Origin of the sequence: Enterobacter sp. SA187 (assembly GCF_001888805.2) — a bacterium.
In the GTDB taxonomy this organism is placed as follows: domain Bacteria; phylum Pseudomonadota; class Gammaproteobacteria; order Enterobacterales; family Enterobacteriaceae; genus Enterobacter_D.
On sequence record NZ_CP019113.1, the window covers coordinates 80,955 to 98,741 of the forward strand.

General features: G+C 59.5%; 15 protein-coding genes. 10 read left to right on the forward strand and 5 right to left on the reverse strand.

Annotated elements, in window-relative coordinates; genetic code table 11:
* The first annotated feature begins 61 nt into the window (after positions 1 to 61).
* The 7 genes from srlA to gutQ all read left to right on the forward strand — a co-directional run bounded on the left by srlA (position 62) and on the right by gutQ (position 5,009).
* The gene (gene srlA / locus BMF08_RS00440) at positions 62 to 625 is read left to right on the forward strand and encodes a PTS glucitol/sorbitol transporter subunit IIC (protein ID WP_072570146.1); all 564 of its coding nucleotides are present in this window, start codon (positions 62 to 64) and stop codon (positions 623 to 625) included.
* Positions 622 to 1,575: a PTS glucitol/sorbitol transporter subunit IIB gene (gene srlE / locus BMF08_RS00445; RefSeq protein ID WP_072570034.1), complete on the forward strand. Its 954-nt coding sequence runs from the start codon at positions 622 to 624 to the stop codon at positions 1,573 to 1,575. The genes srlA and srlE overlap by 4 nt, the downstream gene beginning before the upstream one ends.
* A 13-nt stretch (positions 1,576 to 1,588) precedes the next feature.
* Positions 1,589 to 1,951 (forward strand): PTS glucitol/sorbitol transporter subunit IIA, encoded by a 363-nt coding sequence (gene srlB, locus BMF08_RS00450; RefSeq protein WP_072570033.1) that lies wholly within the window; start codon positions 1,589 to 1,591, stop codon positions 1,949 to 1,951.
* A gap of 14 nt (positions 1,952 to 1,965) precedes the next feature.
* The gene (gene srlD, locus BMF08_RS00455) at positions 1,966 to 2,745 is read left to right on the forward strand and encodes a sorbitol-6-phosphate dehydrogenase (RefSeq protein WP_072570032.1); all 780 of its coding nucleotides are present in this window, start codon (positions 1,966 to 1,968) and stop codon (positions 2,743 to 2,745) included.
* A 107-nt stretch (positions 2,746 to 2,852) separates the two neighbouring features.
* The gene (gene gutM, locus BMF08_RS00460) at positions 2,853 to 3,212 is read left to right on the forward strand and encodes a transcriptional regulator GutM (protein ID WP_072570031.1); all 360 of its coding nucleotides are present in this window, start codon (positions 2,853 to 2,855) and stop codon (positions 3,210 to 3,212) included.
* A 65-nt stretch (positions 3,213 to 3,277) separates the two neighbouring features.
* Positions 3,278 to 4,051 (forward strand): glucitol operon DNA-binding transcriptional repressor SrlR, encoded by a 774-nt coding sequence (gene srlR, locus BMF08_RS00465; protein WP_072570030.1) that lies wholly within the window; start codon positions 3,278 to 3,280, stop codon positions 4,049 to 4,051.
* A complete protein-coding gene (gene gutQ, locus BMF08_RS00470) occupies positions 4,044 to 5,009 on the forward strand; it encodes an arabinose-5-phosphate isomerase GutQ (RefSeq protein WP_072570029.1) in 966 nt (321 codons plus the stop codon). The genes srlR and gutQ overlap by 8 nt, the downstream gene beginning before the upstream one ends.
* Here gutQ and norR read toward each other — a convergent pair.
* A complete protein-coding gene (gene norR / locus BMF08_RS00475; RefSeq protein WP_072570028.1) occupies positions 5,006 to 6,529 on the reverse strand; it encodes a nitric oxide reductase transcriptional regulator NorR in 1,524 nt (507 codons plus the stop codon). The two genes, gutQ and norR, sit on opposite strands and share 4 nt — an antisense overlap.
* Before the next feature lie 183 nt (positions 6,530 to 6,712).
* Here norR and norV point away from each other — a divergent pair, with 183 nt between their 5' ends.
* Positions 6,713 to 8,158: an anaerobic nitric oxide reductase flavorubredoxin gene (gene norV / locus BMF08_RS00480; protein WP_072570145.1), complete on the forward strand. Its 1,446-nt coding sequence runs from the start codon at positions 6,713 to 6,715 to the stop codon at positions 8,156 to 8,158.
* The gene (norW, locus tag BMF08_RS00485; protein ID WP_072570027.1) at positions 8,155 to 9,285 is read left to right on the forward strand and encodes an NADH:flavorubredoxin reductase NorW; all 1,131 of its coding nucleotides are present in this window, start codon (positions 8,155 to 8,157) and stop codon (positions 9,283 to 9,285) included. The genes norV and norW overlap by 4 nt, the downstream gene beginning before the upstream one ends.
* A 686-nt stretch (positions 9,286 to 9,971) precedes the next feature.
* On the opposite strand, the gene hypF is transcribed toward norW, so the two are convergent.
* From hypF to BMF08_RS00510, 4 genes are all read right to left on the reverse strand, one after another.
* Positions 9,972 to 12,176 (reverse strand): carbamoyltransferase HypF, encoded by a 2,205-nt coding sequence (hypF, locus tag BMF08_RS00495; RefSeq protein WP_072570025.1) that lies wholly within the window; start codon positions 12,174 to 12,176, stop codon positions 9,972 to 9,974.
* Between the two features lie 9 nt (positions 12,177 to 12,185).
* A complete protein-coding gene (fdhF, locus tag BMF08_RS00500) occupies positions 12,186 to 14,333 on the reverse strand; it encodes a formate dehydrogenase subunit alpha (protein WP_072570024.1) in 2,148 nt (715 codons plus the stop codon).
* A gap of 38 nt (positions 14,334 to 14,371) precedes the next feature.
* A complete protein-coding gene (hydN, locus tag BMF08_RS00505; protein ID WP_072570023.1) occupies positions 14,372 to 14,914 on the reverse strand; it encodes an electron transport protein HydN in 543 nt (180 codons plus the stop codon).
* Between the two features lie 143 nt (positions 14,915 to 15,057).
* Positions 15,058 to 16,071 (reverse strand): LacI family DNA-binding transcriptional regulator, encoded by a 1,014-nt coding sequence (locus tag BMF08_RS00510; RefSeq protein ID WP_072570022.1) that lies wholly within the window; start codon positions 16,069 to 16,071, stop codon positions 15,058 to 15,060.
* A 259-nt stretch (positions 16,072 to 16,330) separates the two neighbouring features.
* Between BMF08_RS00510 and ascF the strand changes: the two genes are divergently transcribed.
* Entirely contained in the window at positions 16,331 to 17,785 is a 1,455-nt protein-coding gene (gene ascF / locus BMF08_RS00515) for a PTS cellobiose/arbutin/salicin transporter subunit IIBC (protein ID WP_072570021.1), read from the forward strand.
* The last annotated feature ends 2 nt before the right edge of the window (positions 17,786 to 17,787 follow it).

A 17,787-nucleotide genomic window follows, 5' to 3' on the forward strand; every position in this document is an offset into this window, starting at 1 on the left:
CAAACCTTTCAAAGTGATTATTATTAGCCGTGCAAAAGACCCTACCCTGGAGGAGAAAAGAATGATCGAAACCATCACGCACGGCGCCGAGTGGTTTATCGGGCTGTTTCAGAAAGGTGGCGAAGTATTTACCGGCATGGTGACGGGCATTCTGCCGTTGCTGATCAGTCTGCTGGTGATCATGAACGCGCTGATTAACTTTATTGGTCAGCAACGCATCGAACGACTGGCGCAGGGCTGCGCCGGTAATCCCGTTACCCGCTATCTGCTGCTGCCGCTGGTCGGCACTTTTGTGTTCTGTAATCCGATGACGCTCAGCCTGGGCCGTTTTATGCCGGAAAAATACAAGCCGAGCTATTACGCCGCCGCGTCCTATAGCTGCCACTCGATGAACGGCCTGTTCCCGCACATTAATCCCGGCGAGCTGTTTGTGTATCTGGGCATCGCCAGCGGCCTCACTACGCTGGGTTTACCCCTCGGCCCGCTGGCGGTGAGCTACCTGCTGGTCGGCCTCGTCACCAACTTCTTTCGCGGCTGGGTCACTGACCTCACCACCGCCATTTTTGAGAAAAAAATGGGCATTCAACTGGAGCAGAAAGTCCGCCTGGCAGGAGCAACATCATGACGCGCATTGTGATTGAAAAGGGCACCGGCGGCTGGGGCGGCCCGCTGACGATTGACGCCACCACGCCGAAAAAAATCGTCTATATCACGGCCGGAACGCGCCCGGCCATCGTCGACAAGCTGGCGCAGCTTACCGGCTGGCAGGCGGTGGACGGCTTCAAAGAGGGAGAACCTGCGGAAGCAGAGATCGGCGTGGCGGTGATCGACTGCGGCGGCACCCTGCGCTGTGGGATCTACCCGAAACGCCGTATTCCGACGGTGAATATTCATGCCACCGGCAAGTCCGGCCCGCTGGCGCAGTACATCACCGAAGACATTTACGTCTCCGGCGTGAAAGAGGAAAACATTCGCCACGAACAGGCCGCCACGGCAAATCCTGCGCCGCGGGATTACGACACCAGTAAGAAGATCACCGAGCAGAGCGACGGCCTGCTGGCGAAGGTCGGCATGGGGATGGGCTCGGCGGTGGCGGTACTCTTTCAGGCCGGGCGCGACACCATTGATACGGTGCTGAAAACCATCCTGCCGTTTATGGCGTTCGTTGCGGCGCTGATCGGCATCATCATGGCATCCGGTCTGGGCGACTGGATCGCCCACGGCCTCGCCCCGCTCGCCAGCCATCCGCTGGGGCTGGTGACGCTGGCGCTGATCTGCTCCTTCCCGCTGCTGTCGCCCTTCCTCGGCCCTGGCGCGGTCATCGCCCAGGTGATTGGCGTACTGATCGGCGTACAGATTGGCCTCGGGCACATCCCGCCGCATCTCGCCCTGCCCGCCCTGTTTGCGATTAACGCCCAGGCGGCGTGCGACTTCATTCCTGTGGGGCTGTCACTGGCGGAAGCGCGTCAGGACACGGTGCGCGTCGGCGTTCCTTCTGTACTGGTCAGCCGTTTTCTCACCGGCGCGCCTACCGTCCTTATCGCCTGGTTTGTTTCAGGTTTCATCTATCAATAAGAGGTCATAAACGATGTCCGTGATCTACCAGACCACCATCACCCATATTGGCGACAGCGCAGCGGAGGCGCTGGACGAAAAGATGCTGATCACCTTTCGCGAGGGCGCGCCGGCCGACATTCAGGCGTTCTGCTTTATTCACTGCCACGGCGAAATGCACGGCAGCCTGCAACCCGGCGCGGTATTCGAGCTGGGGGAACAGCGCTATCCCGTCACCGCCGTGGGGGCGGTGGCGGGCGAAAACCTGCGCGAGCTGGGTCATATCACCCTGCGGTTTGACGGAGAACGCGAGGCGGAATTCCCCGGTACGGTGCACGTCGCCGGGCCGGTGCCATCGGCGATCCAGCCGGGCTGCATTTTAAAATTTACTGCGTAGTTGAGGAGAAAAGTATGGATCAGGTTGCCGTTGTCATTGGCGGAGGACAGACCTTAGGGGCGTTCCTGTGCCGTGGGCTGGCCGCAGAGGGTTATCGGGTGGCGGTGGTGGATATTCAGAGCGATAAAGCCGCCAGCACCGCACAGCAGATCAATGCCGAATTCGGCGAAGGTAAGGCGTACGGTTTCGGGGCAGACGCCACCAGCGAACAGAGCGTGCTGGCGCTCTCCCGAGGCGTGGACGAGATTTTTGGCCGCGTCGATTTGCTGGTATACAGCGCCGGGATCGCCAAAGCGGCCTTTATCAGCGACGTCGAGCTGGGGGATTTTGACCGCTCGTTGCAGGTGAATCTGGTGGGCTATTTCCTCTGTGCGCGGGAGTTTTCACGGCTGATGATCCGCGACGGCATCGCCGGGCGTATCATCCAGATCAACTCGAAATCCGGCAAAGTGGGCAGCAAACACAATTCCGGCTACAGCGCCGCCAAGTTCGGCGGCGTGGGGTTAACGCAGTCGCTGGCGCTGGATCTGGCGGAGTACGGCATTACCGTGCACTCGCTGATGCTCGGTAATCTGCTGAAATCGCCGATGTTCCAGTCGCTGATCCCGCAGTATGCCAGCAAGCTCGGTATTCCCGCCGATCAGGTGGAGCAGCATTACATTGATAAAGTGCCGCTGAAGCGCGGCTGCGATTATCAGGATGTGCTTAACCTGCTGCTGTTTTACGCCAGCCCGCTGGCGTCTTACTGCACCGGGCAGTCGATTAATATCACCGGCGGGCAGGTGATGTTTTGAGTTCATTCCCCGGTGGCGCTGCGCTTACCGGGGCTACAACCCTCCATGACCGTAGGCCGGGTAAGGCGCAGCCGCCACCCGGCAATTCCGGCAATTAAGGAGTCACTATGGTAACGGCACTTATCACCGTCGCCGCCATCGCCTGGATCGGCCAGATGGCGCTGGGCGGCTGGCAGATCCGCCAGTTTAACCGCGCCTTTGAGCAGCTGTGCCAGCGCGGGCGGGTCGGCGTCGGGCGGGCTGGCGGACGTTTTCAGCCCCGCGTGGTCATCGCCGTCGCGCTGGATGAACAGCAGCGCGTGACGGACACCTTATTGATGAAAGGACTGACGGTTTTCGCCAGACCGTTAAAAATTTCCGCGCTTACCGGCAAACATCGTGATGAATTACGCCCTGATGTGATCTTTCCCCATGATCCGCGCTGTCAGAATGCTCTATCATTAGCGCTTAAAATGAAACATGGGTAATTTCGTTGTGAACGCTTTTAGCTTGCGAAATTATCAGTTCGCACTTTTACGCAGGATCCACGCTTATGAAACCACGTCAGCGCCAGGCCGCTATTCTCGAACATCTGCATCAGCGGGGAAAATGTTCGGTTGATGAACTGGCGCAGCAGTTCGACACCACCGGCACCACCATCCGCAAAGATCTGGTGATCCTCGAACACGCCGGTACGGTGATCCGCACTTATGGCGGCGTCGTGCTTAATAAGGACGAAGCGGATCCGCCTATCGATCATAAAGCGCTGATTAACACCACTCAGAAAGCGCGCATCGCCGAAACGGCGGTGGGCTTTATTCACGATGGCGATTCGCTGATCCTCGACGCAGGGAGTACGGTGCTGCAAATGGTGCCTCTGCTCAGCCGCTTTAATAACATCACGGTCATGACCAACAGCCTGCACATCGTTAACGCCCTGTCGGAGCTGGACAACGAGCAGACCATACTGATGCCGGGCGGCACTTTCCGTAAAAAATCCGCCTCCTTCCACGGCCAGCTGGCGGAAAACGCCTTTGAGCATTTCAGCTTCGATAAGCTGTTTATGGGCACCGACGGCATCGATCTCAGCGCGGGCGTCACCACCTTCAACGAAGTGTTTACCGTCAGTAAAGCCATGTGCAACGCCGCGAGGGAAGTGATCCTGATGGCCGACTCCTCAAAGTTTGGCCGCAAAAGCCCGAATATCGTCTGTAGCCTGGAGAGCGTGGATAAACTGATCACCGACGCGGGAATTTCCGAAGAGTTCCGCGCCGCACTGGAAGACAAAGGAATTGATGTGATTATTGCCGGAGAGAGCCATGAGTGAACATCTGTTAAATACCGCCCGCCAGACCCTGCTGCTGGAATTACAGGAAGCCAGCCGTCTGCCGGAACGCCTCGGGGACGACTTCGTGCGCGCCGCCAGCGCCATCCTGCACTGCGAAGGCAAAGTGATTGTCTCCGGCATCGGCAAATCCGGACACATTGGCAAGAAGATCGCCGCCACCCTCGCCAGCACCGGTACCCCGGCGTTTTTTGTGCACCCGGCGGAAGCGCTGCACGGCGATCTTGGCATGATTGAAAGCCGCGACCTGCTGCTGTTTATCTCCTATTCCGGCACCGCCAAAGAGCTGGATCTGATCATCCCGCGGCTGGAAGAAAAAGGCGTCGCGCTGCTGGCGATGACCGGTAAATCCCGCTCCCCGCTGGCGCTGGCCGCCAAAGCCTGGCTGGACATTTCGGTGGAGCGTGAAGCCTGCCCGATGCACCTTGCGCCCACCTCCAGCACCGTTAACACGCTGATGATGGGCGACGCGCTGGCGATGGCGGTGATGCAGGCGCGCGGTTTTAACGAAGAAGATTTCGCCCGTTCGCATCCGGCGGGGGCGCTGGGCGCGCGGTTGCTTAATAAAGTGCATCACCTGATGCGTACCGGTGACGCCCTGCCGCAGGTGCAACTCGACACCAGCGTGATGGACGCCATGCTGGAACTGAGCCGCACCGGGCTGGGGCTGGTGGCGGTATGCGACAGCGCGCAGCACGTTCAGGGGGTATTTACCGATGGCGACCTGCGCCGCTGGCTGGTGGGCGGCGGCACGCTGGACGCCGCGGTACGTGACGCCATGACGCCGGGCGGCGTCACGCTACAGGCGCAGAGCCGCGCCATTGATGCCAAAGAGATCCTGATGAAGCGCAAAATCGCCGCCGCCCCGGTGGTGGATGAAAACGGCGTGCTCACCGGCGCTATCAACTTACAGGACTTCTACCAGGCGGGCATTCTCTAGCCCTTCAGCCCCAGACGCTTCGCCAGCCGGTGCAGGTTGGCGACGTCCATCTCCAGCGCCCGCGCGCTTGCCGCCCAGTTATGGTCGTGGGCGCGCAGGGCATTCTCAATCAGCTGGCGCTGAAAATCTTCCGTAGCCGTCCGCAGGTTCAGCGCGGCGTCGTTCACTGGCAGGCTGATGACGGGCGTTGCCGCAGGCGCAGCCTCATCGGTAAAGGCAAAGTGATGCGCTTCCAGCACCACTTCATCCCCTGCCCGCGTCGCCCGCGCCAGCACCACCGCGCGATGAATGGCATGTTCCAGCTCGCGTACGTTGCCGGGCCAGCCATACGCCAGCAGCTGCGCCCGCGCGCCGGGGCTTAGCACCACCTGCGCCAGCCCGAGCCGCATCCGGCACTGCTCGCAGAAATAACCCGCCAGCAGGATCACATCCTCGCCCCGCTCCCGCAGCGGCGGTACAAACAGCGGAAAAACGCTCAGACGGTGGAACAGATCGGCGCGAAACCGCCCCGCCAGCACTTCCTCACGCAAATCGCGGTTGGTGGCGGCAAGCACCCGGACGTCAACCCGCAAACTGCGGTCATCGCCGACGCGCTGAATATCGCCGTACTGCAACACACGCAGCAGCTTCGCCTGCAACGCCAGCGACAGCTCGCCGATTTCATCAAGGAACAGCGTGCCGTTATCGGCCATTTCAAACTTACCGCTGCGGTTGCTGATCGCCCCGGTAAAGGCCCCTTTGACATGACCGAACAGTTCGCTTTCCGCCACGCTTTCCGGCAGCGCCGCGCAGTTCAGGTAGACCAGTGGATTCACCGCCCGTGGCGATCCGCTGTGGATCGCTTTCGCCACCAGCTCTTTACCGGTGCCAGTTTCGCCGCTGATCAGCACGTTCAAATCTGAGGCGGCGACAATATCGATCTCTTTTTTCAGCTGCTGCATTGCCGGGGCGAGGCCGATCATCTCCTGTCCGCGCTCCGGCGTGAAGCTGCTTTCCCCGGCGGGCAGCACGTTCTGGCTTTCCAGCTGGGCAATCAGCAGCGCGTTATTCAGCGCCCCGGCCACCAACGCGGCTATCAGACGCAGGGCTTCGTCGCTGAAGCCGTCGAATTGATCCGGCTCCATGCCGTCGAGAGTCAACGCGCCAATCAGCTTCTGCCCGGCAAACAGCGGCAGGCCCAGACAGGCGTGCACTTTCAGGCTCTCCTGGCCGGGGATCAGGCCATCGTAGGGATCGGGCAGATCGTTGTCTGCCGGAAAGCGCACCACGTCCCCGGCGCGGGCGATGGCCTCCAGGCGCGGGTGTCCGGCAAGGGAAAAGCGTCGCCCCAGCACATCCTGCGCCAGCCCGTCGATGGCCAGCGGAATAAACTGGTGCGCCTCATAGCGCAGCAGCGCCGAGGCATCGCAGCCCAGCACCTGGCGCAGCGTGGCGATCAGCCGGGAAAAGCGATCCTGATGACCGATATCGCTTTGCAGTTCAATGGCGATTTTCGCCAGTGCTTCCACGGAAAAACGCATACCCACCTCACAGTCATTTTGACAATGCATAGTGTCATATTGACCATAAAAAGCATAGTCATTTTGACAAACTACCTTTACCAAAAATCTATCAAACCATTGATTTTAAATAAAATAAAAAACTGGCACGCATCTTGATATATGTCAGACATCTTTCTCAAATTCAGAGTGGCTGAGGTTAATATGACTATTCATGTAAAAAATAATATTCACTGGGTTGGACAACGTGACTGGGAAGTGCGCGATTTTCACGGTACCGAATACAAAACCCTGCGCGGCAGCAGCTATAACAGCTATCTGATCCGCGAAGAGAAAAACGTGCTCATCGATACCGTTGACCACAAATTCAGCCGTGAATTCGTGCAGAACCTGCGCGCTGAAATCGACCTTGCGGATATTGACTACATCATCATCAACCATGCGGAAGAAGATCACGCCGGTGCGCTGACCGAACTGATGTCCTGCATCCCGGACACGCCGATTTACTGCACCAATAACGCCATCGATTCCATCAACGGTCATCACCACCATCCGGAGTGGAATTTTAACGTGGTGAAAACCGGCGACACGCTGGACATCGGTAACGGTAAACAGCTGATCTTCGTTGAAACCCCGATGCTGCACTGGCCGGACAGCATGATGACCTACATGACCGGCGACGCGGTGCTGTTCAGTAACGACGCCTTCGGTCAGCACTATTGCGACGAACACCTGTTTAATGACGAAGTGGATCAGGTGGAACTGTTCGAGCAGTGCCAGCGCTACTACGCCAACATCCTGACGCCGTTCAGCCGCCTGGTGACGCCGAAAATCACCGAAATCCTCGGCTTTAACCTGCCGGTGGATATGATCGCCACCTCTCACGGCGTGGTATGGCGTGATAACCCGACGCAAATCGTCGAGCTGTACCTGAAATGGGCAGCGGATTATCAGGAAGATCGCATCACCATTTTCTACGACACCATGTCGAACAATACCCGCATGATGGCCGACGCCATCGCCCAGGGCATCACCGAAGTGGATCCCCGCGTGGCGGTGAAAATCTTCAACGTCGCCCGCAGCGATAAAAACGAGGTGCTGACCAACGTGTTCCGCTCCAAAGGCGTGCTGGTGGGTACCTCCACCATGAATAACGTGATGATGCCGAAAATCGCCGGGCTGGTGGAAGAGATAACCGGGCTGCGCTTCCGCAATAAACGCGCCAGTGCCTTTGGCTCCCACGGCTGGAGCGGCGGCGCGGTGGACCGCCTGTCTACGCGTTTACAGGATGCCGGTTTTGAAATGTCACTCAGCCTGAAAGCCAAATGGCGTCCGGATATTGATGCGCTGGAAATCTGCCGCCAGCACGGTCGTGATATTGCCCGTCAGTGGGCGCTTACCCCGCTGCCTTCCGCTGCTGCCCCGAACGTAAAACCGCAGGAAGAAAGCGTCAGCGAGCCTGCCGCCGCTGACCTCGGCCCATGCATGCAGTGCAGCGTTTGTCAGTGGATCTACGATCCGGCCACCGGCGAGCCAATGCAGGATGTCGCCCCCGGCACGCCGTGGGACGAGGTGCCGGACAACTTCCTGTGCCCGGAATGTTCACTGGGTAAAGACGTGTTTGATGTGCTGGCCGTGGAGGCAAAATGAATCAGGGTATCGTCATTATTGGTTCGGGCTTCGCCGCCCGACAGCTGGTAAAAAATATCCGCAAACAGGACGCGCAGGTTCCGGTCACGCTGATTGCCGCTGACAGCATGGACGAATACAACAAACCGGATCTCAGCCACGTGATCAGCCTCGGCCAGTCCGCAGACGATCTCACCCGCCAGTCGGCGGGGGAGTTTGCGGAACAGTTCAATCTGCGCCTGTTCCCGCAGACGCGGGTGACGGAAATCGATCCCACCCGCCGCTGCGTCAAAAGCCAGCAGCAGGAGTGGTTTTACGACAAGCTGGTACTGGCGACAGGGGCTTCGGCCTTTGTGCCGCCGGTGCCGGGCAGCGAGCTGATGCTGACGCTGAACAGTCAGCAGGAGTATCAGGCGTGCGGCGCGACCCTGCGCGATGCGCAGCGCGTGCTGATTGTCGGCGGCGGGCTGATCGGCACTGAGCTGGCGATGGATTTTAACCGCGCCGGTAAAACGGTGACGCTGGTGGATACCGCCGCCAGCATACTTTCTTCGCTGATGCCGCCGGAAGTGAGCAGCCGCCTGCAACACCGTCTGACGGAGAGCGGCGTGCATCTGCTGCTGAAATCGCAGTTGCTTGGGCTGGAGTCTACCGCCGGGGGCATTCAGGCGCGTTTTGATCGCGATCGCCTCCTTGAGGTGGATGCGGTGGTGGCCGCCACTGGCCTGAAACCACAAACCGCGCTGGCGAGTCAGGCGGGTATTGCCGTCAGACGCGGCATTGTGGTCGACAGTCAGCTGCGCACCAGTATTGAGGATATTTATGCGCTGGGGGACTGCGCGGAGATCAACGGTAAGCTGCTGCCCTTCCTGCAACCGATCCAGATTTGCGCGATGTGGCTGGCGAAGACGCTGCTGGGCCAGCAGGCCACGCTGTCGCTGCCGCCGATGCTGGTGAAAGTGAAGACGCCGGATCTGCCGCTGCATCTGGCGGGCGAGACACAGCGCGGGGATCTGCACTGGCAGATCGAGGCGCGCCCGGACGGGATGGTGGCGAAGGGGTTTGAGGGGGAGAAGCTGCGGGCGTTTGTGGTGAGTGAGGATCGGATGAAGGAGGCGTTTGGGTTGCTGAAGGCGCTGAACGGGTAGGTTTATTGGGGCTGTTCGGTGGGATGTTTGGTGTGGTGGAATGTTCGGTGTGGTGGAATATTCCGTTCACTTTGCGTTCCGTGTCAGGCGTGACGCCGCTGACGGTGAACGTGCTAAGGGGGCCACCGCGGCCCCCTTAGCAATCCCCGCGGCCCCGCACAGAAACCGGTGCTGCGCACTGCGCTCACCTCCCGCCCGTCTGCCCGCGGTCGGCTCAATTCGGCCTCCTGCCTCATATCGCCTCTGGCCGCCATCCATGGCGTCCAGCCCTTGTCATCCGGCCTCCGGCTCGCCGGTTTCAGCGGGGACTCAACCCCTCGCGTCATTATCTTTATTTTTTATAAGGCGACGGAGTGGCGTTAATTTTTTTACGAACTTACAGGAAGCTGTGAGTGGTGTTTTTTAAAAATCGTGAAGTGTGGGGAGTCCGGCTGAAAATCGCTGAGGCGTTCCCTTACGGCCGGGGCAGCCCGCATGGATGCGGGCTGAGGGCGCGACTTGCAGGGACGCTGCATCGCGCCCGACCCGAAGCCGGAAGGGATAAGCCGAGGGCACCGCGAAGCGGCGATTTTCTTGCCGGGAGCCCGGGGGTGCAGGGGGCGGCGGCGACTGGCCGCCCCCTGCGCGCTCTGTGCGCCTGAAGTCTGAGTCGTACGCAGAAGTCAGTAAGAGCGCAACTTACCACATTACACCAAGCGTGCAGCCGCAATAATCCCCTGCCCCAATGCGATCCCCCCATCCCCCGCCGGTAACCCCTTCGGAAACAGCAACCTGAACTCCCCCAGATAAAACCCTAAGCGCGCCACCAGCAGCCGGTTGTGCATCACCCCGCCGCCAAAACACAACGTCGTGATCCCCCGCGCCTGCGCCTCGCGCCGCATCAGCCCCGCCAGCCCTTTTGCCAGCGCATCATGAAACGCCCAGGCTTTTTCGCTTACCGTTGCGTCCCACCTGAGCCACGACTGCCAGAACGTCGTCAAATCCTGCGGCTGCAACACCACCGGATGATCCACACCGGAACATTCACTTGCCAGCGCCTCCATCTGACAGGCCGCCTCGCCCTCGTAGCTCAGGCTTTCCGGCGCGCAGCCGAGCGCGCAGGCTACGGCGTCAAACAGCCGCCCGCAGGATGACGCGCGAGGGGAATTGATCCCCTGCGCTATCGCCCGCGCCAGCAGCGGCCAGTTTTTATCCTGTAGCACGCGGGTCTGGGGATAACGCTGCCAGTCCGGTACAAAGGCCAGACAGTGCGCCAGCAGGTTGCGCCACGGCTGTCGTGCCGCCAGGTCGCCGCCGGGCAGCGCCACCGCCGGTAAGCCGCCGAGGTGCTCGCATTCGCGGTAGTTCACCCGCAGACACTCCCCGCCCCAGAGACGACCGTTTTCACCCATGCCAATACCGTCAAGGATCAGCGCGATCACGTCACCGCCGTCACGCGGCCAGCGGTGTTCTGCCAGACAAGCCGCCGCGTGAGCGTGATGATGGAGCACGTGGCTCACCGGCAGGCCGAGCGCCTCGCCCCATTGCGTGGCGCGATAGCCGCTGTGGGCATCGCACACCGCCTGCTGCGGCACGAAATCATAAATTTTCTGCATCAGATCGAGGGCGGCGCGCCACTGGGTTTCCACTCCGTCATCGGTGAGATCGCCAAAATGCTGGCTCAGCACCGCCCGGTCGCCCCGCAGCAGGCAAAAGGTATTTTTCATGTCCGCCCCCAGACAGAGCAGCGGCGGCACATCCTGGAAGCCCGGCGGCAGCGGCAGCGCGTCCGGCACAAAGCCGCGCGCCCGGCGCAGCATCTCACCGCTGACGCGCATCACCGAGTCATCCATGCGCTGCACGATGTCGCGGTTATGCAGCAAAAAGCCGTCGGCAATGTCCGCCAGATCGTTGAGCGCCTGGTCGTTGGTAAGCGCAGGCGGTCGTCCGCTGAGGTTGCCGGAGGTCATCACCAGCGGACGATCCAGCGCCTGCATCAGCAAATGCTGGAGCGGACTGGCGGGCCACATCACGCCCACCTCCGCAAGCGAAGGCGCAATGGCCTCGCACAGATCCGGCAGCGCGCTTTTCGCCACCAGCACAATGGGCGCGGCGGCGGATTGCAGGTGCTCTGCTGCCACCTCACAGCAGCCACAGGGGATCATCACCGCCAGCGGTTTTGCCGGACGGCGTTTACGTTCCCGTAGGCGCATCACTGCCTGCTGGTTTTGCGCATCAACGGCGAGATGAAAACCGCCAAGGCCCTTAATGGCGACAATATTTCCCGCCGCCAGCATGGCGATTGCCGCCTGCAATGCCGCCTCGCCCGCTTCGCTTACCCCTGCTGCCTGCCATTCAAGCTGCGGGCCGCACTCTGCGCAGGCCACCGGCTGGGCGTGAAAACGCCGATCCGCCGGATTGCGGTATTCAGCATCACAGACCGGACACAGCGGAAAGGCGCGCATCACGGTGAACGGACGGTCGTAAGGCATGGCGTGAATAATGGTAAACCGCGGCCCGCAGTGGGTGCAGTTAATAAAGGGATAGCGATAGCGGCGCTCAGCAGGATCGTTCATTTCCGCCAGACAGGCCGGGCAGGTGGCGGCGTCCGGCACAATCTGCGTGTCCATGCTGCCGCCGGTGCTGTGGCGAATAGTGAAGGCGGTGGGCGCGTCGTCCCACTGCCAGGGGGTCACCTCCGTATCGTCAATGCGCGCCAGCGGCGGGCAGTACTGATACAGCTCGCGAAGAAAACGCGTGGCGTCGCCGGACAGCCGGATTTCGACGCCGTGCCCGTCGTTGCAGACATCGCCACGCAGATCGAGTTGTTGCGCCAGCTGCCAGACGAAGGGGCGGAAACCCACCCCCTGCACCTTGCCGCGTACACGTATCAGTACGCCGTTATTACTCATTCTGTCCTGTCATACCACTGCATCACGCAGCCGGTTTTTCATCTCGAGATAGGTGGTCTGAGTGTAATCTTCCGCCCAGCGCTGGTCGTCGATCGCGCTCACCTTCACCGCGCAATATTTGGTTTCCGGGGTTTTGGAGATCGGATCGAGATTGTCCTGGGTCAGTTCATTACAGGCGCCAATCCACCACTGATAGGTCATGTACACGCTGCCGGTGTTGATACGCTCGTTAACATCGGCACGGCTGATCACCCTGCCACGGCGCGAGGAAACCCACACCAGTTGCCGATCCTGAATGCCCAGCGCACGGGCGTCCTGCGGGTTGATCTGCACAAAACCCGGCTCATCCGCCAGAGTTTGCAACGCCGCGCAGTTACCGGTCATCGAGCGGCAGGAGTAGTGCCCCACTTCGCGCACGGTGCACAGCACCAGCGGGTAGTCGGCGTCCGGCACTTCCGCAGGCGCGCGCCACGGGGCGGCAAACAGATGCCCTTTGCCGTCCGGCGTATCAAATTTATTGCCTTTGTAGAGGAAAGGCGTGCCGGGGTGATCGAGGGTCGGGCAAGGCCACTGCACGTGTCCCATATCGCCCATTTTTTCATACGTCACGCCATAGAACAGCGGGCACAGCTCGCGCAGTTCATCCCAGATTTGCTGATTATTGTCGTAGTGCATCGGGTAGCCCATCTCAGTGGCGATGAGGCTGATAATTTCCCAGTCACGTTTGACGTTATAGGCAGGCTCAATGGCTTTTTCGAAGCGCTGGAAGCCGCGGTCGGCGCAGGTAAAGACGCCGCCGTGCTCGCCCCAGGAGGTGGCGGGCAGGATCACGTCCGCCTGCTCGGCGGTTTTGGTCATGAAAATGTCCTGCACGACGATAAAATCAAGGGCCGCAAAGCCTTTGCGCACCAGGCCCAGATCCGCTTCGGTCTGCAATGGATCTTCACCCATGATGTAATAGGCTTTCACTTTGCCTTCGATGGCCAGATGCGGCACTTCGGTGATGCGCACGCCGGGTTTATCGTCCATATCGTCAGGGTTAATGCCCCAGGCGGCAGCGAATTTTGCGCGCACCGCCGGATCCACCACATCCTGATAGCCGGGGAACTGGTTAGGGATGACGCCCATGTCACACGCCCCCTGCACGTTATTCTGCCCGCGCACCGGCCCGACGCCGACGTGCTCGCGCCCCAGATTGCCGGTAAGCAGCGCCAGGCTCGCCAGCCCTTTCACCACGTCCACCGCCTGACCGAACTGCGTCACGCCCATGCCCCACATAATGGTGGCCGACGGCGCGGCGGCGTAAGTGCGCATCGCCTGACGGATCTGCTGCGCCGACACGCCGGTCAGGTGCTCTACCTTTTCCGGCGCATAATCTTTTACCGTTTCCCGGTAGCCGTCCAGCCCGCTGGTAAAGCTGGCGACGTACTCTTTGTCGTAGAGCTGCTCTTCCAGCAGCACATAACCAAAGGCGTTAACCAGCGCCATATTACAGCCGTTTTTGATTTGCAGATGCTGATCGGCGATGCGCGCGGTTTCGATACGGCGCGGATCGCAGACGATAATTTTCGCGCCGTTCTGTTTCGCCTTGATCACCCGACGCGCCACAATGGGATGCGAATCCGCGCAGTTATAGCCAAATACCAGCAGGCAGCGGGAATTTTCAATGTCGCCGATGGAGTTACTCATCGCGCCGTTGCCAAGCGTTTCCTGCAATCCCGCCACCGATGGACCGTGACAGACGCGCGCGCAGCAGTCGACGTTATTGGTATTGAGCACGCCGCGGGCGAATTTCTGCATCACATAGTTGGTTTCGTTCCCCGTTCCGCGGGACGAACCGGTGGTCATGATGGCGCGCGGGCCGAACTGCGCGCGGATCTCGCCCAGGCGTTTTGCGGTATAGCGGATCGCCTCGTCCCAGCTGACCGGCGTGAGTTTGCCGCCTTTTTCGTAGCGGATCATCGGCTGCGTCAGGCGTGGCGTGAGGAGCTTAGTATCGTTCAGAAAATCCCAGCCATAATAGCCTTTCAGGCACAGCTGATTCTGGTTGGTCACCCCTTCGGCGGCTTCCGCGCGCACGATTTTATTGTTCTCAACGACCAGTTTAAGTTTGCAGCCTGCGCCGCAGTAGGGACATACGCTTGTGATTTTTTTCATCAGTAACAGACCTGTTAAAAGTTGAAATCGGGTTCGGGTTAAAACAGCATGCCGGTGGTATCCAGGGCGGAACGACGACGTTTATCGGCGCTCATTTTTTCCAGCATATTGCGGTCGACACAGACCAGCGCCCGGGTCGGGCAGACTTCCATGCACGCCGGACCGGCGTCACGGTGATGGCAGAGATCGCATTTGTTGGCTTCGGCTTTTTCGGCGCGCACGTTCAGGCCCGCGCCGCTGTTGCGCACGACCGGGCGCACCACCACTTCCATTGCGCCATACGGGCAGGCGACCACGCAGGTTTTGCAGCCGATGCAGCGTTCCTGCATCACATGCACAAAGCCTTTATCGCGGCTGATTGCGCCGTTCGGGCAGACGTTGGCACAAGGGGCGTCTTCACACTGACGGCACAGGGTGGCGGTGGAGATATTCACGCCTTTAATCACATGGATACGCGGCAGAAAGGTGGTGGGCGTCAGGGCGGCGCAGTCCTGATCTTCCTGATGCGAAACCACGCAGGCGACTTCGCAGGTGCGGCAGCCAATGCATTTATTGGCATCCGCCATGATGAAACGGTTCATCGGGTTCTCCGGCTGTAAAGGTTACCGCGGAGCTATTCATGAATCGTGCCAGATTTTAATGTATTGATATTTATGTATATTTTAGAAAAGACGAGGCAGAAAGGAAGTGTCATCGACACGAGTGACGATGACACCTGTCGACGTCAGGCGTGTGGCCCGTCAATGATGGAGTCGCGGGAATGTAATTCCCCGGCAAAGGTTTGCTGATATTTAAATTCACCGCCGTCGAGCATAAAGATTAACCGGTTAATGGTTTCTTTGATCATTTCCGTGACCGGAATACGCACGCTGGACAGCGACGGCACAATATAAGGGGCCAGCGCAATATCATCGAATCCCAGCACGGAAACCCGTTCGGGAACCGTTATTCCCGCCTCATGCAGCTGCTTAATTGCGCCAATCGCCATGTCGTCATTACTGGCCACCAGCGCGGTAAAGCTTTGCTGCCGTGAGAGCAGCGTTTTCACGCCCTCAGCGCCGCTGGCAGGCGTCCATTTTCCTTCGACAATCAGATCGTTGCGCAGCGCAACGCCATGCTGCGCCAGCGCATCTTTATAGCCCGCCAGACGTTCAATACCGGTCGGCGAATCCAGCGAGCCGGTAATAAAAGCAATATCCCGGTGGCCGCGGGCTAATAAAGTCGACACCGCTTTAAAGCTGGACTGTTTTTGATCCGACCAGACGCAGTGGCTGCTGTTTTTCCGCAGCCGACGATTAAGCACCATTACCGGCTGGGTGTGATTTTCAACAAGCGCATCCAGTTCATCGACGCTGAGAAAACGGGGATAAATAATGATCGCGTCACAGCGCATATCGAGTAAATACTGGATCGCCTGACGCTCTTCTTCAGCGCTGTGTTTACCGTCGGCGAGGATCAGCTGGCGGCCATGATCTTCCGTCATCCGCGCGGCATGGAACAGCAACTCGCTGAAATAGACGCCGTAATAGAGGGTGTTGGTCACCACAAGACCGAGCGTCTGCGTCTTTTTCGTCGCCAGATTGCGCGCCAGCAAATTAGGCCGGTAGCCGCTCTCCTCAATCGCCTGAAATACCCGGTCTTTGGTTTCCTGGCTCACATAGCCATTCCCTGACAGCACGCGGGATACCGTGGCTTTGGACACCCCTGCCCGCTTCGCGACCTCCAGCATCGTCGTCATGATCATTATCCCTTTAATGTCGATAAGCGGCAGTGTACTTCACAGTCACGCAGTTTGCAGCTTTGGTGCCGGGCGGCGACTACGTCTTGCCCGGCCTACAGCCAATCAAATATTTAGCGAACCTCATCACAAATCAATATAAAAATCATTGTTTGATTTACAAGAACTAATCATTCTTTTGTGGAACCGGTTTCCTATCTGCTGTGTCATTGTCTGACAATGAAAGCGTATCTTACTGATAAAACAGGATTACTTCCCGATGGCTAAGAATTATGCGGCGCTTGCCCACTCTGTGATTGCTGCGCTGGGCGGCGTTGACAATATCGCTGCCGTGACGCACTGCATGACGCGTCTGCGCTTTGTAGTAAAAGATGAATCGCTCATCGACGCTCCCGGCCTGAAAAGCATCAGCGGCGTAATGGGCGTGGTGCGTAACGATAACCAGTGCCAGGTGATCATCGGCAACACGGTCTCGCAGGCGTTCCGCGAAGTGGTGAGCCTGCTGCCGGGAGATATGCAGCCGGTGGAAACCGCATCAAAACAGAAACTGACCTTAAAGCGCATCGGCGCAGGTATTCTGGATGCGCTGATCGGCACCATGTCCCCGTTGATCCCGGCGATCATCGGCGGATCGATGGTCAAGCTGCTGGCGATGATTCTGGAGATGACCGGCGTGCTGGAAAAAGGCGCGCCAACGCTGACCATCCTGACGGTGATCGGCGACGGGGCCTTCTTCTTCCTGCCGCTGATGGTGGCGGCTTCGGCGGCGATCAAATTTAAAACCAACATGTCGCTGGCGATAGCCATTGCCGGTGTGCTGGTGCACCCGAGCTTTATCGAGCTGATGGCGAAAGCGGCTCAGGGCGAGCACGTCGAATTCGCCTTTATCCCGGTGACGGCGGTGAAGTACACCTACACGGTGATCCCGGCGCTGGTGATGACCTGGTGCCTGTCTTATATCGAACGCTGGGTCGATAAGATCACCCCGGCGGTGACGAAAAACTTCCTCAAGCCGATGCTGATCGTGCTGATTGCCGCCCCGCTCGCCATCGTGCTCATCGGCCCAATCGGTATCTGGATCGGCAGCGCCATCTCTGCGCTGGTGTACACCATTCACGATTATCTTGGCTGGCTGTCCGTCGCCATTATGGGCGCGCTGTGGCCGCTGCTGGTGATGACCGGGATGCACCGCGTGTTTACGCCGACTATTATTCAGACCATCGCCGAAACCGGTAAAGAAGGCATGGTGATGCCGTCAGAAATTGGCGCTAACCTCTCCCTTGGCGGCTCCTCACTGGCGGTGGCGTGGAAAACGAAAAACCCGGAACTGCGTCAGACGGCGCTGGCAGCCGCCGCCTCTGCCATTCTGGCGGGCATCTCGGAACCGGCGCTGTACGGCGTGGCGGTACGCCTGAAACGACCGCTTATCGCCAGCCTCATCAGCGGCTTTATCTGCGGCGCGGTGGCGGGCATTGCCGGACTCGCCAGCCATTCAATGGCAGCACCCGGACTGTTTACCAGCGTGCAGTTCTTCGATCCGGCCAATCCGATGAGCATCGTCTGGGTGTTCGGCGTGATGGCGCTGGCGGTGGTGCTGTCCTTTGTGCTCACGCTGATGCTGGGCTTTGAAGATATTCCGGTGGAAAAAGAAGCGGCGAAAGCGCGTGAGTTGCAGGCGGCGAAAGCGCCCGTCAGCACCGAAGCCAGAGCCTGATT